The sequence below is a fragment of the Polynucleobacter sp. genome (assembly GCF_018500155.2).
GTDB lineage: Bacteria > Pseudomonadota > Gammaproteobacteria > Burkholderiales > Burkholderiaceae > Polynucleobacter.
Genome location: NZ_JAHBAK020000072.1, coordinates 1 through 23,088 on the forward strand (window position 1 = coordinate 1; position 23,088 = coordinate 23,088).

Annotated in this window: 29 protein-coding genes; 8 read left to right on the forward strand and 21 right to left on the reverse strand. The window is 44.5% G+C overall.

The genetic code is table 11. The features are described 5' to 3' along the window. The 4 genes from KIH43_RS08235 to KIH43_RS08250 all read left to right on the forward strand — a co-directional run. Window positions 1–1,348 (forward strand): electron transfer flavoprotein-ubiquinone oxidoreductase (locus tag KIH43_RS08235; protein WP_297719640.1); only part of this gene is annotated, 1,348 nt, incomplete at its 5' end. 3 nt (window positions 1,349–1,351) lie between these two features. After that, on the forward strand, window positions 1,352–1,741 hold the full coding sequence (gene gloA / locus KIH43_RS08240; RefSeq protein ID WP_297719643.1) for a lactoylglutathione lyase: 390 nt from the start codon (window positions 1,352–1,354) through the stop codon (window positions 1,739–1,741). Continuing rightward, the gene (locus KIH43_RS08245) at window positions 1,741–2,913 is read left to right on the forward strand and encodes a GNAT family N-acetyltransferase (protein ID WP_297719646.1); all 1,173 of its coding nucleotides are present in this window, start codon (window positions 1,741–1,743) and stop codon (window positions 2,911–2,913) included. Before gloA ends, KIH43_RS08245 begins: the two co-directional genes overlap by 1 nt. After that, window positions 2,910–3,179 carry a DUF1289 domain-containing protein gene (locus tag KIH43_RS08250; RefSeq protein ID WP_297719649.1) on the forward strand — a complete coding sequence of 90 codons (270 nt, stop codon included), beginning with the start codon at window positions 2,910–2,912 and terminating at the stop codon, window positions 3,177–3,179. The genes KIH43_RS08245 and KIH43_RS08250 overlap by 4 nt, the downstream gene beginning before the upstream one ends. Before the next feature lie 16 nt (window positions 3,180–3,195). Here the strand turns inward: KIH43_RS08250 and KIH43_RS08255 are convergent, their stop codons facing one another. Both KIH43_RS08255 and KIH43_RS08260 read right to left on the reverse strand, forming a co-directional pair. Beyond that, window positions 3,196–4,803, reverse strand: a complete 1,608-nt coding sequence (locus KIH43_RS08255; RefSeq protein WP_296968609.1) for an ABC-F family ATPase — start codon at window positions 4,801–4,803, stop codon at window positions 3,196–3,198. Between the two features lie 108 nt (window positions 4,804–4,911). Then, complete coding sequence (locus KIH43_RS08260) at window positions 4,912–5,655, reverse strand: queuosine precursor transporter (RefSeq protein WP_297719653.1); 744 nt, start codon at window positions 5,653–5,655, stop codon at window positions 4,912–4,914. A gap of 58 nt (window positions 5,656–5,713) precedes the next feature. Here KIH43_RS08260 and KIH43_RS08265 point away from each other — a divergent pair, with 58 nt between their 5' ends. Further along, on the forward strand, window positions 5,714–6,892 hold the full coding sequence (locus KIH43_RS08265) for an acyl-CoA dehydrogenase (protein ID WP_366069233.1): 1,179 nt from the start codon (window positions 5,714–5,716) through the stop codon (window positions 6,890–6,892). Here the strand turns inward: KIH43_RS08265 and mnmH are convergent. The 17 genes from mnmH to KIH43_RS08350 form a co-directional block, all read right to left on the reverse strand. Beyond that, window positions 6,889–7,962, reverse strand: coding sequence for a tRNA 2-selenouridine(34) synthase MnmH (gene mnmH / locus KIH43_RS08270; protein WP_297719656.1), 1,074 nt, complete (start codon window positions 7,960–7,962; stop codon window positions 6,889–6,891). The genes KIH43_RS08265 and mnmH overlap by 4 nt on opposite strands. Window positions 7,963–7,971: 9 nt before the next feature. Beyond that, window positions 7,972–8,391, reverse strand: coding sequence for an acyl-CoA thioesterase (locus KIH43_RS08275; protein ID WP_297719659.1), 420 nt, complete (start codon window positions 8,389–8,391; stop codon window positions 7,972–7,974). A gap of 28 nt (window positions 8,392–8,419) precedes the next feature. Beyond that, entirely contained in the window at window positions 8,420–8,764 is a 345-nt protein-coding gene (locus tag KIH43_RS08280; protein WP_296968666.1) for a TIGR01244 family sulfur transferase, read from the reverse strand. 66 nt (window positions 8,765–8,830) lie between these two features. Beyond that, complete coding sequence (locus KIH43_RS08285) at window positions 8,831–9,259, reverse strand: DUF6691 family protein (RefSeq protein ID WP_296968602.1); 429 nt, start codon at window positions 9,257–9,259, stop codon at window positions 8,831–8,833. A 1-nt stretch (window position 9,260) separates the two neighbouring features. Continuing rightward, on the reverse strand, window positions 9,261–9,698 hold the full coding sequence (locus tag KIH43_RS08290; RefSeq protein ID WP_297719662.1) for a YeeE/YedE family protein: 438 nt from the start codon (window positions 9,696–9,698) through the stop codon (window positions 9,261–9,263). Window positions 9,699–9,727: 29 nt separating this feature from the next. After that, the gene (locus tag KIH43_RS08295) at window positions 9,728–10,849 is read right to left on the reverse strand and encodes a YeeE/YedE family protein (RefSeq protein ID WP_297719665.1); all 1,122 of its coding nucleotides are present in this window, start codon (window positions 10,847–10,849) and stop codon (window positions 9,728–9,730) included. Window positions 10,850–10,869: 20 nt separating this feature from the next. Then, on the reverse strand, window positions 10,870–11,187 hold the full coding sequence (locus KIH43_RS08300) for a hypothetical protein (protein WP_296968596.1): 318 nt from the start codon (window positions 11,185–11,187) through the stop codon (window positions 10,870–10,872). 58 nt (window positions 11,188–11,245) lie between these two features. Further along, a complete protein-coding gene (locus KIH43_RS08305; RefSeq protein WP_297719668.1) occupies window positions 11,246–12,196 on the reverse strand; it encodes an MBL fold metallo-hydrolase in 951 nt (316 codons plus the stop codon). A 30-nt stretch (window positions 12,197–12,226) separates the two neighbouring features. Further along, complete coding sequence (locus KIH43_RS08310; RefSeq protein ID WP_296968593.1) at window positions 12,227–12,664, reverse strand: DsrE family protein; 438 nt, start codon at window positions 12,662–12,664, stop codon at window positions 12,227–12,229. A gap of 19 nt (window positions 12,665–12,683) precedes the next feature. Beyond that, window positions 12,684–14,414 carry a thiosulfohydrolase SoxB gene (gene soxB, locus KIH43_RS08315; protein ID WP_296968591.1) on the reverse strand — a complete coding sequence of 577 codons (1,731 nt, stop codon included), beginning with the start codon at window positions 14,412–14,414 and terminating at the stop codon, window positions 12,684–12,686. A gap of 45 nt (window positions 14,415–14,459) precedes the next feature. After that, on the reverse strand, window positions 14,460–15,098 hold the full coding sequence (soxX, locus tag KIH43_RS08320) for a sulfur oxidation c-type cytochrome SoxX (RefSeq protein WP_297719671.1): 639 nt from the start codon (window positions 15,096–15,098) through the stop codon (window positions 14,460–14,462). Window positions 15,099–15,117: 19 nt separating this feature from the next. Next, entirely contained in the window at window positions 15,118–15,930 is an 813-nt protein-coding gene (gene soxA / locus KIH43_RS08325; protein WP_296968587.1) for a sulfur oxidation c-type cytochrome SoxA, read from the reverse strand. A gap of 43 nt (window positions 15,931–15,973) precedes the next feature. Then, entirely contained in the window at window positions 15,974–16,282 is a 309-nt protein-coding gene (gene soxZ / locus KIH43_RS08330; RefSeq protein ID WP_296968585.1) for a thiosulfate oxidation carrier complex protein SoxZ, read from the reverse strand. Window positions 16,283–16,335: 53 nt separating this feature from the next. Further along, window positions 16,336–16,788, reverse strand: coding sequence for a thiosulfate oxidation carrier protein SoxY (gene soxY / locus KIH43_RS08335; protein ID WP_296968583.1), 453 nt, complete (start codon window positions 16,786–16,788; stop codon window positions 16,336–16,338). Between the two features lie 81 nt (window positions 16,789–16,869). Beyond that, window positions 16,870–17,961 (reverse strand): c-type cytochrome, encoded by a 1,092-nt coding sequence (locus KIH43_RS08340; protein WP_296968581.1) that lies wholly within the window; start codon window positions 17,959–17,961, stop codon window positions 16,870–16,872. Continuing rightward, on the reverse strand, window positions 17,945–19,345 hold the full coding sequence (gene soxC, locus KIH43_RS08345; RefSeq protein WP_296968580.1) for a sulfite dehydrogenase: 1,401 nt from the start codon (window positions 19,343–19,345) through the stop codon (window positions 17,945–17,947). The genes KIH43_RS08340 and soxC overlap by 17 nt, the downstream gene beginning before the upstream one ends. 35 nt (window positions 19,346–19,380) lie before the next feature. Then, window positions 19,381–19,716 (reverse strand): metalloregulator ArsR/SmtB family transcription factor, encoded by a 336-nt coding sequence (locus KIH43_RS08350; RefSeq protein WP_297719677.1) that lies wholly within the window; start codon window positions 19,714–19,716, stop codon window positions 19,381–19,383. A gap of 112 nt (window positions 19,717–19,828) precedes the next feature. Between KIH43_RS08350 and modB the strand changes: the two genes are divergently transcribed. Genes modB through KIH43_RS08365 form a run of 3 tightly spaced genes read left to right on the forward strand, consistent with a single transcriptional unit; the run spans window position 19,829 to window position 22,530 of the window. Further along, a complete protein-coding gene (modB, locus tag KIH43_RS08355) occupies window positions 19,829–20,482 on the forward strand; it encodes a molybdate ABC transporter permease subunit (RefSeq protein WP_296968576.1) in 654 nt (217 codons plus the stop codon). Continuing rightward, a complete protein-coding gene (locus KIH43_RS08360) occupies window positions 20,482–21,591 on the forward strand; it encodes an ABC transporter ATP-binding protein (protein WP_297719681.1) in 1,110 nt (369 codons plus the stop codon). The genes modB and KIH43_RS08360 overlap by 1 nt, the downstream gene beginning before the upstream one ends. 42 nt (window positions 21,592–21,633) lie before the next feature. Next, on the forward strand, window positions 21,634–22,530 hold the full coding sequence (locus tag KIH43_RS08365; RefSeq protein WP_297719684.1) for a prenyltransferase: 897 nt from the start codon (window positions 21,634–21,636) through the stop codon (window positions 22,528–22,530). A gap of 1 nt (window position 22,531) precedes the next feature. Here KIH43_RS08365 and KIH43_RS08370 read toward each other — a convergent pair whose 3' ends face one another. Continuing rightward, complete coding sequence (locus KIH43_RS08370; RefSeq protein WP_296968570.1) at window positions 22,532–22,750, reverse strand: DUF2892 domain-containing protein; 219 nt, start codon at window positions 22,748–22,750, stop codon at window positions 22,532–22,534. Between the two features lie 14 nt (window positions 22,751–22,764). Further along, window positions 22,765–23,082 carry a metalloregulator ArsR/SmtB family transcription factor gene (locus KIH43_RS08375; protein ID WP_296968568.1) on the reverse strand — a complete coding sequence of 106 codons (318 nt, stop codon included), beginning with the start codon at window positions 23,080–23,082 and terminating at the stop codon, window positions 22,765–22,767. Between the last annotated feature and the right edge of the window lie 6 nt (window positions 23,083–23,088).

A 23,088-nucleotide genomic window follows, 5' to 3' on the forward strand; every position in this document is an offset into this window, starting at 1 on the left:
AAATTGGATGCTACCCCACTGCTTTAAGAATGAGGGCAACTATATTGTGAGCCTGGCAAACGTGACGCGTTGGTTAGGTGAACAAGCGGAAGCACTCGGCGTTGAAATTTTTCCCGGCTTTCCAGCAGCAGAAATTTTGTATAACGACCAAGGCGCCGTCTGCGGTGTAATTACTGGCTCTATGGGGCTGGACAAAGAAGGCAATCCTACCGATCAGTTCCAATTAGGCATGGAACTGCGAGGAAAGTACACCTTGTTTGCCGAAGGTGCACGCGGTCATCTAGGTAAGCAACTCATTGCTAAATTCGATTTAGATAAAGATTCCGATCCCCAAAGCTACGGTATAGGCATTAAAGAGTTATGGGAAGTGGAACCTTCAAAGAGCAAACCAGGGCTAGTGGTTCATACTGCCGGCTGGCCACTAGAGAGTGACACCTACGGTGGCTCATTTCTATATCACTTGGGTGATAACAAGGTTGCAGTAGGTTTAGTAGTCGGTCTTTCATACAAGAATCCCTATCTTTCTCCTTTTGAAGAGTTTCAACGCTATAAGTTACATCCTAAGATTCGAGAAACTTTTGAAGGTGGCAAGCGACTGGCCTATGGCGCACGTGCATTGACTGCAGGCGGATTAAATAGCTTGCCTAAAACTGTTTTTCCAGGTGGCGCCCTGATAGGCTGCGACGCAGGCTTCTTAAATGCATCACGCATCAAAGGCAGCCACGCTGCTATTAAGACCGGCATGCTTGCTGCACAGGCAGCAGTAGCTGCCCTCAATGACAATCGCTCAACTGATGTACTAGATGGCTATCCAAACGCCTTCAAAAATAGTTGGCTCTACACCGAACTTAATCAAGCGCGCAATTTCAAAGCATGGATGTCCAAAGGACTTTACCTTGGTACCGTGATGGTGGGACTTGAACAAAAGGTATTGGGCGGAAATGTTCCATGGACAGTTCACCTTAAACATGCTGATCATGAATGCCTTGAGCCGGCAGCACAACATAAACCCATCGAGTATCCAAAGCCTGACGGCAAAATTAGTTTTGATCGCCTCTCCTCGGTATTCATTTCCAATACCAACCACGCTGAGAATCAACCGATCCATTTAACCCTCAAGGATGCCGCCATTCCGGTAAGCCTGAATCTCAAAACGTATGCTGGTCCAGAGCAACGCTACTGCCCTGCTGGTGTTTATGAGTATGTAGAAACCGATGGCAAACCACGCTTACAAATTAATTCACAAAACTGCGTACATTGCAAAACGTGTGACATTAAAGATCCTAGTCAAAACATTGTGTGGGTTACGCCCGAAGGCGGTGGCGGACCCAACTATGGAGCCATGTAAATCATGATGTTATTGCACACTATGCTGCGTGTAGGTGATCTTACGCGCTCTATTGATTTTTATACCAAGGTTTTGGGTATGAATCTCTTACGCACCACCGATCGTCCTGAACAAAAGTATTCCCTGGCTTTTTTAGGATATGGCAAAGGTAATGCTGATGGTCAAGCTGAGCTGGAATTAACGTATAACTATGGTGTTCATTCTTATGACTTGGGAAGTGCCTATGGTCATATTGCGATCGGGGTTCCCGATGTTTATGCCGCTTGCGACAGAATCAAAGCAGCAGGCGGCAATGTCACACGCGCAGCGGGTCCCGTTGCCGGTGGTGACACCATCATTGCTTTTGTTACTGATCCAGATGGTTACAAAATTGAACTGATTCAACGTTCATAGTGACAGAGCCAGATATACAACAAGTAGTTATCCTCGATCGCATTACCGATGTTTCTAGCATGGAATGGAATGCCCTCCTTCCTGCAGATGCCAACCCATTCTTAAGGCATGAATTTTTAAGCGCACTAGAAGAAACGGGCTGTGTGGGTGGCAATACAGGCTGGCAAATTGCACACCTCGCCTTAAAAAACCACGGTCAGCTCATCGGCGCAGTGCCTCTCTATCTAAAGCAACATTCATACGGTGAATTTGTCTTTGATTGGTCTTGGGCGCAAGCATATGAACAACAGGGCATGCACTATTACCCAAAAATACTGTGCGCCATTCCTTTTACCCCTGTGCAAGGGCCGCGTCTACTGTGCTCCTCGCAACATGATGGCGATAACATCAGGAGGATCTTAGTCAATAGCTTGAAAAGTCTGATATCAGATAACAACCTCTCATCTGCACATATTTTGTTTCCCATAAAGAGTGAGATAGAAATACTCAAAACAGAAGGATTTCTATTGCGGGACTCCGTTCAGTTTCATTGGAAAAACCATAACTTTCAGAGCTTTGAACATTTTTTGTCTGCGCTCACCATGAAGCGTCGTAAAAATATTCGTAGAGAGCGAGAGCAAGTTTCCCGTGAAGGCATTACCTTTCGCCACGTTTCAGGCGTAAATTCAAGCGCAGAGGATTGGGAGTTCTTTTTTTCCTGCTATCAAAGAACGTATATAGAACATCATTCAAGTCCATATTTAAATAAGGCGTTCTTTGCTTTATGGGTAGAACGCATGCCAGAAACCTTACATCTGATCATTGCGGAGCGCCACACCACCCCTATTGCCTCCTCATTGCTAGTAGTCGATCAATCCAACTCAAAAGCCTATGGCAGATATTGGGGTGCGCTTGACCGTGTAGCATGCTTGCACTTTGAAACAGCCTACTATCAGGCTATTGAATATTGCATTGCAGAGGGCATTCACACTTTTGAAGGGGGCGCTCAAGGCGAGCATAAGATGGCTCGAGGCTTTCTCCCCGAAACCATTCAATCTGCTCACTGGATAAATGACCCAAGATTTTCTAGGGCTATAGAACACTTTTTAGAACGAGAGCATCAAGGCATCGGCGCTTATGTAGATGAACTTGCTGAGCACAGTCCACTGAAATCGACTAAAGTATCCACATGACATCAGGAAGCAATCGCATTGATCCCGACTTACCATTTCAAGATGGATCAAATTCTCTTTCCACCGGAGACAACGAGTCCGACTCACCCTGTATTGGCGTTTGCACCACTCTCTATGATGAGATCTGTCAGGGTTGCGGTCGCACCCTCAATGAGGTGAGTAATTGGGTCTTTTTCTCGGATGAAGAAAAGGCAGTTGTCTGGAAGCGAATTCGCGCTGAAGGAACTGCTACACGTTTTCAGCGCCAAGCCAAAGAAACCAAATAATATTTGCTTAGCTGACTTAGCCAGCTAATTCTTGACTTCGCAAATATTCTTCGTAAGTACCTGAATAATCAGCAACCGTTCCATCCATCTTCACCTCCAAGATGCGATTGGCCAATGCAGACACAAATTCACGATCATGGGAAACAAAGATCAGAGTGCCTTCAAATTTCTCAAGCGCAATTTGCAAGCTCTCGATCGACTCCATATCCATGTGATTGGTGGGCTCGTCCATTGCCAAAACATTATGCTTTTGGAGCATCAACTTACCCCAAATCATGCGACCTTTTTCGCCACCCGATAGCACTTTTACCGACTTACCAATCTCATCACCCGAAAATAGTAAACGACCTAAGGTGCCACGTACCACTTGATCATCATCACCAGTGTTGCGCCAAGTGCTCATCCACTCCATCAGTGTTTCATCTTTAGCAAATAACTCGGTATTGTCTTGCGGCATCACCCCTACATTAGCGTTTTCGGCCCATTTGACATCACCGCTATCGGCGGGAATACCATCAAAACGTTTGCTCAAAATTGTTTTTAGAAGGGTTGTCTTACCTGCCCCGTTTTGACCAATAATCGCAATCTTCTCGCCCGCACGAATTCCCAACTTCAAGTTTTTAAAGATGGTGCGGTCATAGGCTTTGGTAAGTGCATTACATTCCACCGCCATGTTGTGCAATTTTTTCTCGTAATCAAATCGAATAAAGGGGTTTTGACGAGAAGAAGGCTTAATCTCCGCTATCTCAATTTTTTCTAATTGGCGCTGACGAGATGTTGCTTGACGCGCTTTAGATGCATTTGCAGAGAAGCGACTAACGAATGCCTGCAATTCAGCAATTTTTTCCTTAGCTTTAGCATTGGAAGCTAACTGCTGTGCTCTTGCTTGGGTCGAAGCCAACATATACGAATCATAGTTACCTGGATAGACCTTTAAAGTTCCATAGTCCATGTCTGCCATATGGGTGCAGACTTCATTGAGAAAGTGACGATCGTGGGAAATGATCACAATAGTGCTATTGAATTGATTGAGCACTTCTTCAAGCCAATGAATCGAGTGAATATCCAAGTTGTTGGTTGGCTCGTCGAGCAATAGTACATCAGGATCTGAAAATAAAGCCTGAGCAAGCAATACGCGCAACTTCCAACCTGGAGCAACGTTACTCATGGGGCCGTTGTGCTGTTCAATCGGTATACCAATTCCTAACAGCAACTCACCAGCTTTTGCTTCTGCGGTATAGCCGCCGTATTCGGCATACTTACCCTCGAGCTCTGCTGCTTTCATGTAGTCTTCGTCAGTAGCATCAGGGTTTGCGTAGATGGCATCGCGCTCTTGCGCAGCCTTCCACATCTCTTCATGGCCCATCATCACGACATCTAGTACACGAACATCTTCATAAGCAAATTGGTCCTGACGCAATTTACCAAGACGTATACCTGGATCTAAACTCACGTTTCCACTAGAGGGCTCTAATTCCCCGCCGAGGATTTTCATGAAGGTGGATTTACCGCAACCGTTTGCTCCGATTAAGCCATAACGATTACCACCGCCAAACTTTACGGAAATATTTTCAAACAGGGGTTTTGCCCCAAATTGCATGGTGATATTAGATGCGGACAGCACGAGTGTTTCTAGCTTTCTGAAATAAATTCGACAGATTCCCCCAGAATTGGGGGCTAAGCCTGCTATTTTAACGGTTTCGTGTTGGGAAATGCCTAAATTGGAAGCGCTTTAGACTTTGACCCGAAATGGCGTGAAATTGGTGTGAATATCGTAGTAATCTTCGTTCTCTTTGCGCTTTAGGTAGTTCACGATCCAATACGTCAAGGGCGTTGCCAACACCTCCCAGGAGGTTTTCAGTGCATATTGCGCTAAAGCTACTTGAAAAATTTCATGGGTAGGCCAAATTCCATAAAAAGCCAACATATAAAAGAGTGAGGAATCTACCAGCTCACCTACTGCGGTTGACCCAATAGTGCGCATCCATAAATAGCGACCATGTGTCCATATTTTCATCTTGGCTAAGGTAAAACTATTAGCAAAACTACCGCACCAAAAAGAAAACATAGAAGCTAATGCAATCCGCCAAGAGTTCCCAAAAACCGTTTCTAGTCCATGTTGATAATTAGCCATATAAGCACCTGGTGCTACTGGCAGAGCAATCACAATTTGCGCCATGATGGCTGCAAAGGCTAAGGCAGCAAATCCTGCCCATACCGCCCTGCGATCATATGCATATCCGTACACTTCGGTCAGGATGTCGCCGAAAAAGTAAGCAATCGGAAAAAACAGAATGCCGCCACCAAACACGAGCTCTCCAAAGTAAGGCAACGTGATGACGGCAGCTTTGCCCGCACCAATAAAGTTAGAGCAAAGCAATACCACCACAAAGGCTGCCAAAATCAGGTCGTAATAACGATGGTGACGTCGCAGGTGATTCATATGCCCAGAAAAATGGATAATAGACAAAAGCATATCTGCTTTCCTGAATTAACGTCAAAGGAAGGCAAAATTGATCTATAGGATGATGAATATGAGCAAAGCCAGTTTTAATTGGGAAGACCCCCTCCTGTTAGACACTCAATTAACAGAAGAGGAGCGCATGGTACGTGATGCGGCCGCTGAGTATGCGCAAGGCAAATTGATGCCACGCATCCTAGATGCTTACAGAAATGAAACGACTGATCCAGCCATCTTTCGCGAAATGGGTGAACTTGGCCTGTTAGGTATTACTATTCCCGAGCAATACGGCGGTGCCAATCTGAACTACGTCTCTTATGGGTTAATTGCCCGTGAAATTGAACGTGTGGACTCCGGTTATCGCTCCATGATGAGCGTGCAATCTTCTTTAGTCATGGTTCCTATTAATGAATTTGGCAGTGAAGCACAGAAGCAAAAATATCTCCCCAAACTCGCTACCGGCCAGTGGATCGGCTGCTTTGGGTTAACAGAGCCAAATTATGGCTCTGATGCTGGAGGCATGATTACGCGCGCCAAGAAAGTTCCCGGTGGATTTTTGCTAACGGGATCAAAAATGTGGATCTCTAACGCACCGATTGCCGATGTCTTTGTGGTTTGGGCAAAAAATGATGAGGGCATCATTCGCGGATATATTCTTGAAAAAGGGATGAAGGGTCTAAGCGCACCCAAGATTAGTGGCAAGATGGGTCTTCGCGCATCCATTACAGGTGAAATTGTCATGGATGAGGTATTTGTTCCAGATGAAAATGAATTCCCTGAAATCACCGGCCTTAAAGGTCCTTTCACCTGCCTCAATTCTGCTCGCTATGGTATTTCTTGGGGTACTTTAGGTGCTGCCGAATGGTGCTGGCACGCTGCGCGCCAATACACCCTTGATCGCAAACAATTTGGCAAACCCTTAGCAGCAAATCAGCTCATACAAAAGAAATTGGCTGATATGCAAACTGAAATTGCCCTCGCATTGCAGGGCTGTTTGCGTTTAGGCCGCATGAAAGATGAAGGTATTGCCGCTCCTGAAATTACCTCCATCATGAAACGTAACTCGTGCGGCAAGTCACTTGAAATTGCACGCATGGCGCGTGACATGCACGGTGGCAACGGCATTTCTGATGAGTACGGTGTTGTACGTCACATGATGAATCTCGAAGTGGTGAATACTTATGAGGGAACACATGACATTCATGCCCTTATTTTAGGGCGAGCTCAGACCGGAATCCAGGCGTTTAGCTAAACGCGCATTTTTTCTACGATCGCCTTTGCAACATCAGCAAAAGCTGCATCACTGTCGTTTTCTAGCTGAACAAAGTGTTCCTGCTTGTACCGGGGGAAATTTCGTACGATTGAGGATTGGTATGAGGGGTCGTAGTGCTTCATGAGCAACTCTTCTACCAATTGAGGAAACTGACCACCATCAATCGCCTCACTCCATTGAGCAATTTGCACTTTGCCATAATGTGCTGTTAATAGCGCCAGCTTTTTCTTGAAGTTATCGGTATCTTTTAAAAAGTGATCGTACTCGCGCAACAGCCATGCCACACGCGTTTGAGTACTCGATCTCAGCTCTATACATGCACCATTGCGAATCTTTTCCATGAGAGCATCAGGCACATGAACGCCGCCCACTTTCTTGCTTTCAGATTCAACTAGAACCGGCTTGGCTGGATCAAGGCATCGAAGCACATTCCAGAGGGCCGTTTCAAAACCTTTTTGGGTAGGTTGCTCAATATTGGGTTCATTCCCCAATACAGAACCTCTATGGATGGCTAATGCCTCCAAATCAAGCACTTGCGCACCTAAGCCTTGAGCCTCACGAAGAACTCGCGTCTTTCCACTGCCCGTCATTCCACAGACTACTAGAAATGAAAATTGGGATGCTGCAGTATTCAAGCCGTCGATCACTGTGCGTCGAAAGCCTTGATAACCACCCTCCAATTGCATTGCTTTCCAGCCAATGCGATTCAAAATATGGGTAAAAGCACCACTGCGTTCTCCGCCACGCCAGCAATAAATTAATGGGCGCCATTCGCGCGGCATCTCAAGTAGATGCTGCTCAAGATGATCAGCGATATTGCGTGATACTAGTGCTGCGCCTAGTTTCTTAGCGGCAAACGGAGAAACTTGTTTATACAAGGTACCAATCTGTGCACGTTCCTCATTATTGAGGACAGGAAAATTAACGGCGCCAGGTATATGGTCTAAGGCAAATTCTGCGGGTGATCTAACATCAATCACCAAATCAAATCGATCTAATTCAGAAGTAAATTGATCAAGCCTGAGAATATGAGGATTGCTAGGTTGCATCACGCAGCGTTAGCGAATTTTTTGCAAAATATCTTCGGGCCATGGTGCCGAAGTGCTAGTAGCAAGATCTGCCCACACCATGGTGGCACCGCCTATCGCAACCTCTTCGTCTGGCGCAGTGGTGAGTGCCATGCTAGTAAACACATCCATGCTGGTGCGGCCAATAGCACCAATGGAGGTTTTTAAAATCAGATTGCCTGGGTATGACACTTGTTTATAAAAATTACAAAAGCCATTGATCATCACCATGGTTTCTTGACCAAGCGCTACTTGGTAGCCTAATGAAGTAATCCATTCCACACGCGCTTGTTCCATAAAACGAAAATACACCGTGTTATTGAGGTGACCGTATGCATCCATATCACCCCAACGAATAGGCGCAATCATTTCATGAACAAGTCTGCGTTCCTTAGGGATATCGATACGCATAACGTGTAGTAATGGTGTATTTTAAAAATTACTTCACTTGCAGTGCAAGTTGATAAAGATTGGTTGAGCGAGCACCAGAACGACAAAATGCCAAGATGGGGCCAGGCATCGTTTTTAATAAGCGCGCCATTTCAACAACTTGCTCAGGCGTAAATGCACCTGGAACAACAGGCAAATAAGCATAATTTAAGCCTAGCTTTTCTGCTTCCACTTGAATATCAGAATTCTTTGGTTGATCAGGACCACCCTCACCATCAGGACGGTTATTGATGACACTTTTATATCCTTGCTGAGCAATCTCTTTAAGTTGTGCGGGACCAATCTGGCCTAGCGTTCCAAATTGGTCATTGTGACAAGTGATAGGAAGACTCATTTGACTCTCTTTTTGAAATAGATTTTTAATAAAACGCATGTCATTCTAAATTATGTTGATACATGATTACTTATGTGCACTAAAGAAGCGATTACATATCACGATGCCAAATAGCATTGCCAATATGAATGCTAACGCCTTTATATGCCCTGACCCAAGAGCAACAATCGCCGGACCAGGACAGATGCCTGCAATTCCCCATCCAATGCCAAATATGAAACTACCAACAACCAATGGCTTATTAATATCCTTACCTTTAGGAATCTGCATGGCATTACCAAAAAATGCTTTACTTTTATTGTTTGCAATGTAGAAACCAGCCAACCCAACCAATATTGCTCCTAGCATTACAAAAATTAAGGATGGATCCCACGGACCAGCAAGATCAAGAAATCCTAAAACCTTTTGAGGATTGCTCATTCCTGAAATAATCAGGCCAAAACCAAATAACAATCCAATGAGATACTGACTGAGCAAACCAAAGTGTTTTTTCATGCTAACCCCCTATTACATGGCGGATAACAAATACAGTTAAAAATCCAGCACTCATAAATGCTAGAGTCGCAACCAATGAGCGAGGCGACAAACGAGAGAGTCCACAAATTCCGTGCCCACTTGTACAGCCAGAACTATATTGGGCGCCAAAACCAACTAAAACCCCCGCCAAGAGGATAGCCAACCAATTGGTATCAATCTCCACAATGGGCCGTAAACCCAACATCAGAGCCGCCCATATTGGGGCACTTACTAGGCCCAATATTAAGGCGATGCGCCAATCACGATCACCTTCTTTTGGTGGCAATAGGCCGGCAACGATTCCACTAATCCCCAAAATACGTCCGTGCAATAGCACGTATAGCGCTGTTGCAATGCCCAATAGAATTCCCCCTAGCAGGGATGGAATAGGTGTAAAAGAGAGCCAATCAATTTGCATGAGAACAATCAGGGAGTATGGATGAATTCTTAGCTACAAGGATTTGGGGCTAGACGAATTTTTAAATAATGCAACGCCAAATAAGCACCAAATATGAAACCTGGCAATGCAAGCAAAGAGCTAATTGCTAAAGTAGAAATGCCGCTCAAGCCCTGCCCAACGGTACACCCTAAGGCAGTAACGCCACCAAAACCCATTAGCACAGCACCAACAAGGTGATTCGCAGTATCTTCTGTATTTCTAAAAGACTCCCAACGGAATGACTTTGTGAATACCGAAATGCACGCTGACCCCAAAATCATGCCAGCAACTGCAACAATTCCCACTGTAAGTATTTTTGAAGTATCGCTATACATCATGAGCCAATCGAGCGAATAAGCATATGGCGCCACAAAAGAAAAGCTCTCCATGCGACCCGAATTGGTTACCAAGAATACTTCTTCAAGGGTATTAGGATCTTCTGCAACATGACCAAGATTGCCTGATACCCACCAAACAGCACAAATTGCCAATCCAACTGCTACACCTGCAAAGATATTATTGACTGTCCAAAAGCTTCTATTACTGAACGCATAAGTAATAAAAGCAAATCCTAAGATTAGCCCAAGTGCAAGATGGAGATTTGTACGTGCCACACCCAATGGTCCGCTGAGCAGGCTTGGCAAATCTTGCGGCGAATTAAATGTAATAAATATCGCATCCAGAGTATTGGTACGAACTACGCCCAAAAACCCACGCATAGTCATGTAGGCAGTCAGCCCCAGCACCATGAAGACAACAATGGACTTTAAATTGCCGCCACCGATTCGGATCAGCGTTTTACTGCCGCATCCAGAAGCCAAAACCATCCCAAAACCAAACAGAATGCTACCAACAATGGTTGATAGCCATAGGAACTTATTACCAGTATAAAAACTTTTTAGTGGATCAATTAATCCGAAGTAGGACATCAATGCAAAACCAATGATCGCCACTCCAATTGCAAGAAACCACTGCCGCAGACGATCCCAACTGGACATGATGAAGGCATCTGAAATTGCGCCCATGCTGCAAAATCCAGTCTTTTGCATTACGGCACCCAGAAACAAAGCAATCAGAAAGGTTGCCCATAAAACAGACCTGCCAAGAGAATGAATATCTACAACTTCCATATTTACAAAGGAAAAACGAATTAGGGTTTGAATTTATAAAACTGCTGATTTAGGAAGGCAGCCACATCTACCTCATCCTCAGGAAAAAGATCTAAACGTAACTCTGAATTACAGAGGCTAACCATTCTTTTTAAGTCAGCCATAGATTTCACTTTGCTATCGTTACGTGTATAAATCATGTCTCCGTTACCAAATCCTGTTTTTTTTGCATGGCATGCATAGCATTTTTGCTGATCAATATTTTTACCATTAGCTAAATCTGGAGCAGCAAAAGACTGACTAGACACAAGCAAGCTAAGGGTTACAACCAGTAAAGGACGTAAAAAAATCATTTTCATTAAAAATCAAGGATTTAGCATTAATCTTCTATTTTAAGGCCCAATGGCCAAAATTGCCTTACTCAGCCTGTATAGACAGGTAAACGTTATAGGCATTCATGCGGTTGGCAGCCCTAAATAGGGGCATTCCTTCATATTCTGACCAGTCAGCCTGTGCGTAGGCATCATCAAACGGATCAAGATTGAGCGCTGCGCTTGACATAGTTTCACGCAGATACTTCAAATAATCACGAGTAAACGCAATATCCTCAGCTGGCTTAACTGAATAACTGCCATGACCCGGCAGCACGATATTAGGGTTCATTTTTTCAATCTCGTCCAAAGCAACCAACCACCCCCTACTATCGGCGTTTCCAACAAATGGTATGCGCCCCCTAAATACAAGATCACCTGCAAAAAGCACCCTCTCTGAAGGAACATAAACCATGAGATCTTCGGGCGCATGAGCAGGACCGACTCTGGTGATGAAGAAGTCAGTGCCACCAACAGTCAATTTTTGCTGCTGATCAATCCACACATCCGCCGCAATTAATCTGGTACTGGCGTTGACCCACGGTGCAAAATCGACTCTTGAGGCAATCAGACGCTGTTTTGCGGTTTCTGAAGAAAGATAATTCCTACCTTCGCTTTGAGCATAAATTTTTGCCCCAATTTTCTTGAATTCTTGCAAACCGTATACATGGTCAGCATGGTAATGACTGACAATCACTGCGACCACTTTTTGAGCAGTTACTTTTTTGATCTCTGCTATGAGCTTTTGCGCCAAAATTGGAGAACCCAGGGCGTCTATTACCACTACACCGCCCGGTGTGACCACAAAACCCGCATTGGAAATAAAATTTTGATTTGCACTACTCCCCATTTCCGGGCGGCCCTGGACAAAATAGGTATGAGGCGCAACCTGGATAGGATTTAAAGTTAGAGTGTCGACTGGTTTCGCAGGTTGCGCATGTGTATTACCGTAAACAGCAAGTAGTAATACAAAAATAATGGAGATAAAGCGATTCACTCTAAATTCGAAGCTAATAACTTAACGCTCTCAAGGCTTAATGTAAGCAAAGCCGTCTTTATATTGAAGATCTGCTACACGCACAACACCTGAAGGCGTGAAATCCGCATCCATAATGAATTGATCTTTTTTAAGATTGCGATTTTTAAGAGTAATTTCACAAACTTCAAATTTGACTCCGCGGGATTTTAAGGCGCCTACTAGTGGTGCGTATTCAACACCATTTTTTTTGTCCTTACCACCATCCATAAGTAAGTCAACGCCATTAGCATGGGTCACCACAATAATGGTGGTTTGAGGCGACACATCCAAGTGATTACGAATATTGCGCAGCCCTTTCAAACCCTGAGTTTCAGCATCATCAATGTGATAAACGACTTTAGTTGATCCCGAAGACTGAGCATTAGAAGTAGATGCAATGCCAATTGCAAATGTTGCAGCAAATATTAAAGCCAGTAATTTTTTCATTACACCATCTCCTTATCGGTTAAATTGGCGCCATTCCTGGATTATTTGAAACACCCTTAATGACAGGCTCATTTAGCTTCACCGCTTTTACCACCTTTACATCTCTAAGGTGACGCTCAATGACATCCCAAATTGGTTCAGTAGCAGCATTTTTTGCCTCCTCGCTTACTGGAGCCCAACCAGCCACCTTATAGGTCTTACCAGCCTCTATTGGCTTGCCATTCAAACGCATTTCTGAGATGCGGTTGCCCGCACTCTGCGCTGGATCAATTGTGTATTGCATACCACCAACGCGAACCATATCACCGCCCTGTTGATAGTACGGATCAGGATTAAATAAATTATCCGCAACGTCTTCAAGAATGGTCTTAATGGTTTCTCCCGTCATATTGGTGACGGTAGTGTATGGATAAGTAATTGCGGTTTGATCCAATAGATTCTCACGGGTAATTGCCTGTCCAGGTAGCAGACTGGTACCCCAACGGAAGCCTGGGGAGAAAGCAATCTCCGCATTTTTTTGCGCCATGAGCCCATCTAGGATCAATTGATCAAAGCTTCCGTTGAAATTACCACGACGATAAAGAAGTCCCTCAGTGGTGGCAAGCTTTTCATTTAACTTCGCTTCGTAAGGTGCCCTCACCTTAGTAATAAGTTTTGACATTACTGGATCTGCTGGAATCATATTAGAGAAGACGGGCAATAATTTGTAGCGGAAATCAACAGGTTTACCGCCCTTGACATCAAAATCTAAAACGCCCAAGAACTTTCCATTTGAACCAGCATTGGTTACTAGCGTTACCCCGCCTGCATTTTTGACCTGCACTGGAATGGGAACGCCATCATGCGTATGTCCACCCATAATGGCATGCAATCCGCGCACACGGGATGCCATCTTTAGATCAACATCCATGCCATTGTGCGATAACAATACCACTACCTTAGCGCCTTTGGCTTTGACTTCATCAATGGTCTTCTGAAGATTCTCTTCTTGAATGCCAAATGTCCAATCGGGTGTGAAATATCTAGGATTAGCAATTGGCGTGTATGGGAAAGCCTGACCAATAATGGCAACTTGAATGCCATTCATTGTCTTCATGACATAAGGATTGAAAACCATATCCCCAAAATCATTCGTTTTAATATTCTGCGCGACAAAGTTCACTTTTCCTTTGAAGTCACCATTGACGATCTCCATGACTCGCTTTTCACCAAGCGTCATTTCCCAGTGAGGTGTCATCACATCAACCCCCAATGCCAAGGCTGCATCAACCATGTCCTGTCCGTTAGTCCATAGCGCGGTACCAGAACCTTGCCAAGTATCTCCTCCATCAAGCAATTGCGCACCTGGACGACTCGCTTTTAATTGCTTAACAAGGGTTGCCATATGAGCAAAGCCCCCCATCTTTCCATAGTTTTGGGCTGCAGCAACATAATCTAAGTACGTAAAAGCATGAGCATCTCGTGTGCCTGGTTTAATGCCATTGGCTTTTAAGAAATACTCGCCCACCAAGTGGGGCGTCTTTCCCTCTTGCGCACCAATACCTAAATTGACATTTGGCTCGCGGAAATAGATCGGCAACAACTGCGCATGACAATCAGTGAAGTGCAATAGGTGAACATTGCCAAACTTGGGCAAGTCATAGAATTTTTGGGCAGAAGTTTGAGCGCTTACATAATTCGATTGCAAACTCATTCCACCAGCAGAAGCTACTGCCAAAGCTTGCAAAAACTCACGACGACTTAAAGACATGGTATTTCCCTATGAAAACAGGCCTGTCGGCCTGTTTGTTTACTATTATTGATTTACCGGTGAGGCGGGATCGAGCAGCAATGCCATTACATCCTGAATCTGTTGCTCATTTAAAAGTTTGAAGTGAGCAAAACGAGGCATATTACTGCAAGCGTTGTAAGCCTTAGAATTGTTGATGCGATTCCACGTATAGGTCACAACCTCTGGTGAGTATCCACGCATTTTGCCGTAATTCCAAAGACTGGGGCCAATCGTTCCGTAAGAAATTTCTTTCTTATCGATTTGATGGCAGTTGTAGCAACCACCACCAATAGGTGTGTCTGCTTTATCGGTCCAAGTTGCTCCCCTACCGCTTTGAGCAATTTTCTCACCGTTTTTCCAGTCGCCGATGTACTTGCCATCCGAAGGCTGTTTAATGCTATCCATATTCATTTTCTGGATCTTGTCACGCATTTTGTCGCCCTGTTTGCTATTTGCAAAAACAGGATCGGAGCAAAACTTTTGAGTTTCATCTTGAGCAATGCGATCTAGGCCAGCAATACCTTCCGCCCTAAATCCATCTTTCATCATCTTATTAAATTTAGGATCGTTTGCCTGCTGTGCATTTGCAGGGGCTTGAATCATCACAGCTGTTACAGCGATAGTAGAAACCGCCAATAATGCTTTTATATTCTTCATATTCATTTTCTCTGTCCCCTGTCGATTAGCGCTTTAAGCCAGGAGTTTCAACTGTGCCGCCATTGGCATTTTTTGCCATATACATTGACAAGGCAACCGTTAAATCAGAACCATAAATTGGAAATGGGAAACGTTGCTGACGATAGCAGTCATTTAAACGTTGTTGCATCGTCCAAAACTGTCCACTTGAAACGCGATATGCAGGCCAATAACCCCAACCCAAAGCTGCACCCTTCTGGGTAGTGATATTTGGCAAGTCTTGTAAACGAATTCTCTTGCCATCTTCGCCATGACAGGAAGCACAGGAGAAATCCATTGGACCACCCTGAAAATAAAAAGCCCGCTTTCCAAGATCGTACATTTCTTTTTCTTTAGGATGCTTGGTGCTCACGTTGATCTTGTCACCCTTAGATGCAGTGACAACATATGCAACGATGGCCTCCATATCCTTTTTGGGACCTTTTTGAAATGGAGCATCAATCATTTCTTGGGGATCTCGTCCTTGTAATTGCTGCATGCATGTCATCAAACGAGACTCAAGATCTTGTACTTTATTAGTGTCCTTAAAGTAACGCGGAAGCTGGGCTGCCGCACCTTTCACCACACCAGGCCCCAAACCTAAATCACACTTTTCTAGTGTGGCGTTTTTGGGGCCTGCAGGTTTTTTCCAAAGATCTTCACCAGCCGCTTCATACAGCTCTGAAGGGTTTCCATCGGCAATCATTTCTCGATACTTTGCAATATCATCAGTCGCATTTTGTGCATAGGCTATAGAAGATACTGACAACATAGTTGCAAGAACTCCTGAAGCTAAGCTCAAGGTGGATTTACGCTGCATTTGTTACCCTTTCAGAACTTTAAAGCGGTGAGGATGGATTGCATTAAGAAGCGGTGGCTTCGTCAGTGCGCTTGTCACCCTTGCTGTCAACCCAGCTCACAACAATCTTGTCGCCTTTAGCGCCTTTGTATTTAAAGTTCAAAAATGGATCCTTAGATACTGCAGGACCAAATTGACCATTCAATACATCCTTACCATTCGCTTTGACATTGATTGTGCTGATAAACCACGCTGGAATGACTTTGCCAGAAGCGTCTTTACGCTGACCAGATTCCATATCATGTTTCATCAAAATTTTTACATCCACAATTCCACCGTTCTCAGCAGCTCTTACGCGCATTGGATCAGCCATGATTTCCTCTTGTATTAAGTTATTAGTTAATTAGTTGTTGTGATCGAGTACGTTTAACCGCCGCAACCACCCAAAGTTACTTTGACTTCTTTCACAGCCATGCTCCATTTGCCGTCAGCTTTAACCAAAGCGTACACATTCGATGTCTGACCCATTTTGATACGTGTAGTAACAAAAGATTCAGTGCCAGCTGGGATAAAAAATTGTGCAGCTAAAGCGCTTGGATTCTTCTCAACCAAGATAGCCATTTGCTCTGCCTTAAGGGTTGTAGTAATTCCAACTGGAACTACAGCGCCATTTTCTGCAATATCAGGTGCATTTAAAGTAACAGCGCCTGATTTATCTGGGGTACCAGCACCCAAGACTTTAAATACATCATCCAGACTTTTGCCTTCGAAAGCGGCTTTATTCCACTCTTGTGCTTGGGCTACGCTAATAAGACCTGCCGAAGCCATCAAGCCAAATACGGCTGAATATTTCAATAAACTGCGTCGTTGCTGATTCATAAAAACTCCTTTATTAATCTCTTGCTATGAATATATTATCTGCTTTCTTATAAAACCCGCCGCTCAATGATGGGGGATCCCTTATTTACCCCCAGAAAGCACCCAAACCACTAACGTTTTTCTGTCCTCATCCGATAACTGGGCCTGCGGAGGCATTGGTATAGAGCCCCAAACGCCTGAACCACCGTTTTTCACCTTAGCCATCAGTTTATCAACCGCATCGCTCTGCCCTTGATACTTCGCAGAAATATCGGCAATGGATGGCCCCACCAATTTTGCATTAGGCGCATGGCATGCAGAACAGTTTTCATTCTTAAAGAGCGCTGCCGGTCCTTTTGCAGCGTTGGAATGAGTGTCCTTAGCATGCGCTAGACCTTCGCCTGATGCACCAGGTAATTTTGCAATGGGCGGCTTAGTGGTATCCGCCCCACGATAGGGTCCGTATAAACGGTTTTGGTCTGCAATATTACCGTGCGCATCGCGAGCAAAGTCAGGCAATGTAGAGCCAATCTGCACAAATGCCACACAATTATTCATACAGGATGAGCCATTAACATCTGGCTTATCTTTGACATTCCAAAAACCGTGTTTACGCGTCATGCCATTTCGATTTGGCATCTTTGCTTGCACTTCAGCAATATTCGTATTGCTTAAGACAAAATTATCCGGCACTACTTCGCCGATGCTAAGAATAAATGCAACTAGTGCATAGGTCTCATCTGGAGTGAGAGACCTTGGAGCATTCCAAGGCATCGCACGATAGATGTAGTCCCACAATGTTGAAACGGTCGGAACTTTCATCAAAGTAGTTCGCTGGGGCTGCTTCATATCAGCCAACGAAGCTACTCTGCCAGTTTTGACATCATCTTTGGTGGTGCCACCAGTAATTGGAGTAAAAATCTCATTGGATTCACCGAAGATGCCATGGCAACTTGCACACTTAGATTCCCAAATCGTTTGCCCTTGATCTACCGAGCCAGACCCCTTTGGTAAACCTTTGAAATCAGGGCGTACATCGATATCCCAAGCCGCAACTTCAGCGGGAGTAGCATTTCTGCCGATACCAGGAAACTTTGCAGGACCTTGTGTACTTTGTGCAAAGGCGATATTTGCACTTAAAAACGCTAAGGTTAAAAGGCTCAAACGAGCAACTGACTTATCCAACTTGAACATTGCTCACCTCGCCATTTGAATCTAATTTCCAGGACTGAATTGCATTATTGTGGTAGATCGAACGTGTACCACGCACATTTCTCAATGTTTTAATTGAAGGCTGAATGTAGCCAGTGTCATCTACGGCACGGGATTGCAATATCGCTGGTGATCCATCCCACACCCAATCAATATTGAAACGCGTAATAGACTTTGTCAGAATCGGTGTTTCCAAACGTGCTGTCCGCCAGTTATTACCACCATCAAATGAGACATCCACGCGCCGAATCTTACCGCGGCCTGACCAAGCCATACCGCTGACGTTATAAAAGCCTTTATCAAGCAATTGCTGACCACCCGATGGGGTCGTAATTACAGATTTGCACTCCTGAATAGAGGCGTATTGGCGATGCATACCATCCGGCATTAATTCAATATAGTGAACAGCCTCATCTTTCGCATTCCAAGGCATATCACCAACTTCTAGACGGCGCAGCCATTTCACCCAGCTGACCCCTTGCACACCTGGCACTACCAAGCGCAATGGAAAACCATTTTCGGGGCGCAGCATCTCACCATTCATACTCCAAGCAACAATGGTGTCATCCAGACAGCTCTCTAGGTTGATTGTGCGAGTCATGCCAGAGCCATCACCACCCTCAGCAAGTAAGAACTTACCCTTCTTCAAATCTGCCCCACACTCATCAAGCAAAACCTTGAGAGGTACACCAGTAAATTCACAGCAAGAAAGCATGCCATGGGTATATTGCACAGTCGGCACGGCCACGTTACCCCATTCCAAGCCAGTATTGGCGCCACACTCAATGAAGTGGGTGCGAGATACTGAAGGCAGTCTCATCAAATCATTCATGGTAAAAACACGGGCATTTTTAACCATGCCATTGATCATTAGGCGATGAGTCTCAGGATTTAAGTTGTACCAACCTTGGTGGTGCCTTTCAAAATGCAGACCATTGGGCGTAATGGTTCCAAACAATCCTTGCAAAGGTGTAAAAGCAACTGATGCAGCAGAAACGCGAGTAAGACCTGGAGATTCACGTCGAATGAGATTAGCCTCGTAAATTGAGGGGACACCATAGGGCATAGTAGCTACGTTTTTACCTAAGGTCGTTTGCCATTCTTGTTTTTCTAGAATAGCAGGGTCACCTTCACCCGCTGCAAATGCCATTGGCGCCGCCATGCTAGCTGCCGCACCTCCGACTGCCGAAAGAAATCCCTTGCGCAAAAAACCGCGGCGCGTTTCATCCAAGCCATTTGCATTAATATCCGCAATCAATTCTTGAGAAATGAAATGCTCGGGCGCTTTTACTAAACGCGCTCTATTGGCCGGTTTTTCAACCGCAGAGACGTCTTTAGCGTTCAATTCAATTTGCTTTTTAGTCATTTGATCTCTATTTAACAAGTTAACTTAATTAATGCTTAATGAATATCTTGAGCAATCTTCGCGCAAACTGTCTGACACATCTCGACGGTAGCGTTGTCTGCAATGGAGTAATAAACCACGACACCCTCTTTACGTCTTTGCAAAACTCCAGCTTTATGCAGCGCCATCAGATGCCTAGAGACATTTGCCTGGCTAGATCCACACATTTCAACGACCTCAGAAACAGACTTCTCGCCATTACAAACGGCATACATGATGCGCAAGCGTGCTGGTTCAGCAAGAACATTAAAATATGAAGCAACCTTAGAAAAAACCTTCTCCATCTGCTTGGGAGAGAGATGTTGTGTCGCTTTTTGAACCCTTACTTTCAAACGAATATGCTTTCCTAAAATATATATGCGTGTATGCGCATATATTTGAACCTCGAAGGGGTTAATTCGGTATAGTGGGATACCCTATATTGCTTAGCAATACAATCAACTCATGGATCTAGAAGCCATTCTTCTCTCGCTCAAGCTTGCTTTGTGGACCTTGGCCATCATCATTCCCTTTGGCATTTGGGTTGCCCATTCCTTGCTGAGCCTAAATAGAAGCAAACCATGGATCGAAGCTGCGCTCGCGTTGCCACTGGTCCTCCCCCCAACCGTGCTTGGTTACTATTTGTTAGTAGGCCTAGGCGGTAAGCATTTCTTCGGCATTCCCCTCGTATTTTCATTTACAGGCATCTTGATTGCCTCCCTGATCGTAAATCTACCTTTTGCCATTCAACCTATTCAGAGAGCTTTTGAGGCAATCAACCCGGATATCCGCGAGGCTGCCCAGGTGAGCGGATTATCAAAGTGGCAGATATTTCGTCTAATTGAACTTCCTTTGGCCTGGAGAGGAATTACAAGCGCAGCTGTCTTAACGTTTGCACATACCCTGGGTGAATTTGGCGTCATTTTGATGGTGGGGGGCGCCATTCCGGGTGAGACTAAAACTGTATCTATCGCAATCTATGACAAAGTGCAAAGCTTTGATGCGTCAGGAGCCAGCGCATTAGCTTTACTCCTCCTGGGAGTTTCTTTGATTGCAATCGCACTGTCCTACGGAGTCTTTGGCAAAACAGTATTGCATCACCGTAGGGCCCGAACTTAATGCTGAAACTCAAAATTAGTCAAAACCTCCCCACCCCATTACAAATCGCATTGGAATGTGAATCTGGTCAATTACATGCTCTAGTCGGACCCTCCGGGAGTGGGAAAACCACCACGCTGCGAACAATTGCCGGGCTTAATCAAGCAAGAAGTGGAACGATTGAGTGTGATGGCAATATTTGGTTTGAAGGCAATGAGGTTGCAGGAATCATTCAGAATCTACCGCCAGCCAAACGATCATGTGGATTTTTATTTCAGCAATATGCTCTCTTTCCGCATCTCACAGCCATTGAGAATGTCGCCATTCCACTTCAAAATACGATAAACCATGTAGATCATCGTAAAACAGCTGCTCAAGAGTGGCTCAATCGAATGGGCATTGGTGAGTTAGCGCATCGCTTGCCTTGCCAATTGTCTGGCGGTCAGCAACAACGCGTTGCTCTAGCACGCGCACTTGCAAGAAGGCCAAAAGTCTTATTACTAGATGAACCCTTTTCTGCCGTGGACGCGCCAACCCGACAAAGTCTTTATAAAATTCTTGCGGAGTTACGTAAAGATTTAAATATCCCAATTTTGTTAGTTACTCATGACTTACGTGAGGCGAACTTATTAGCAGACCGCATTACCGTAATTGATCACGGCATTAGCTTGCAAACTGCATCCCCACAGGCACTCTTTCAAAAACCAAGAAACTCCAGAGTTGCCGAACTTGTAGGCATCTCCAATATGTTTCACGGCATATTTAATGCTGGCAATCTATCCTGGGATGGCTGCTCCAACAGTTTTACTGTGTCAGACAAGGGAAAAATCCCACCAAACGCACAAGTTGCTTGGGTCATACCGCAAAGCGGCTTAAGCATTCAGACATCTTCTAGCGCCACCAGCATTCCTGTCACAGTCATAGAAATGAGCAGCATTGGCCAGATTGCTGTAGCGCAACTACAAATTCAAAATAGTGAACACAAAATTGAATGGGTTGCATCTGCTACTGAAGTAAAAAGACTGAACATGGAAATTAACAGCCAATTGCATCTAGAAATAGATGGGAGTCAAATTCACATTATGCCTCTGAGACCTATTAATGATCCGCGCAGGTTTATAGATCACTAATCATCTCTGGTTCATAAACTTGGTTTTTCGGAACCAACCCATATGGTCATAATTAAAAATCTATTTCAAGCAACACGTCCATCGTTTTTACTAATCACCATCTTGGGTTGCTTGATTGGCACTGCATCGCCCGATTCTCATCAAGCATCTTGGCATATTCAGGCCTTATCTATCATGGTAGCAATTACAGTTCACGCTGCCGCAAATGTGATGAACGATTATTTTGATCACATCAATGGCAGCGATGCATTGAATATAGATCGTATTGGTCCGTTTACAGGGGGCAGTCGTTTCATTCAGAATCAGACTCTTAGCCCCCAGTCAATTTTTTATTTTGCTGCAGTCTTAGCACTCATTTGCATCTCAATTGGCTTATATGTTTGCTATGAAACCACTTGGTTATTGATGCCCATTGGACTCATGGGGATTTTTATTGGCTGGGCATACTCGGCACCACCCTTAGAGCTCATGTCAAAAGGAATTTTTGGGGAAATTGCGATTGCTATAGCGTGGTCATTAATTGTCATTGGTTTTGCAGCGCTAGAAACCCATCAATTTGAAATGGAAGCAATCCTATTGGGGCTTGCATATGGCCTTATGGTATCGAACATACTGCTCATAAATCAAATTCCGGATATACGTGCAGATTTGACTGCAAATAAGCTTACCCTAGCCACAAGGTACTCCAAAAAAGGTCTTCAGTATTGGTATACCTGCATTTGGTTGGCTGCTTATCTGAGTCAATTAAGCGCAGTTTTTTATTTTTCTGCACCCAAAATCAGTCTCATTACAGCGGTATTGATGCCAGCATTTCTAAGATGCGCTAGGCAAATAAATGACGCTGCACTATCAAGAGAAAAATTAAAAACGCTAATTATTCACAACATAGTGAGCGTCCATCTATATGCCGCCCTGCTCTGTATTGCCTTGTTTATTTAAATTACTTGCAGCAACCGCCGCCGCCACATGATGAATCATTACCACAAGTATTAATACCTAAAACTGGATAGGCTGGGCAAAATCTAAATAAACCCGTCGCAAGTGGAACCACTCCAATCCAACCCCAAACACCAATAGATCCAGTTGCAGCCAATCCAATCAGCACTACTCCAACCAACATACGTAACATACGATCAACACCGCCAACATTGCATTTCATAATAAAACTCCTTTTTAATGACCACAATAATTCTGATAAAGCACTTTCATAACATCTAAAACTACCCTGTTTGAAAGTGAGTAATAAATTTGCTTACCCTCTCTACGAGTTTCAACCAGCTCTTCATTCCTAAGAACAGTCAGCTGCTGAGACAAAGTTGGTTGATGTATATCTAATGACTCTTCAAGTTCGCCAACACACATCTCCCTTTGGCTGATTTGGCATAACAACATCATGCGGTCACGATTTGCGAGCACTTTCATGAGCCTGCAGGCATCATCTGCAGATGAATACATCTGCTCTAAATTAATTTTGTCTTTCACAGCCGGCATGTCTTG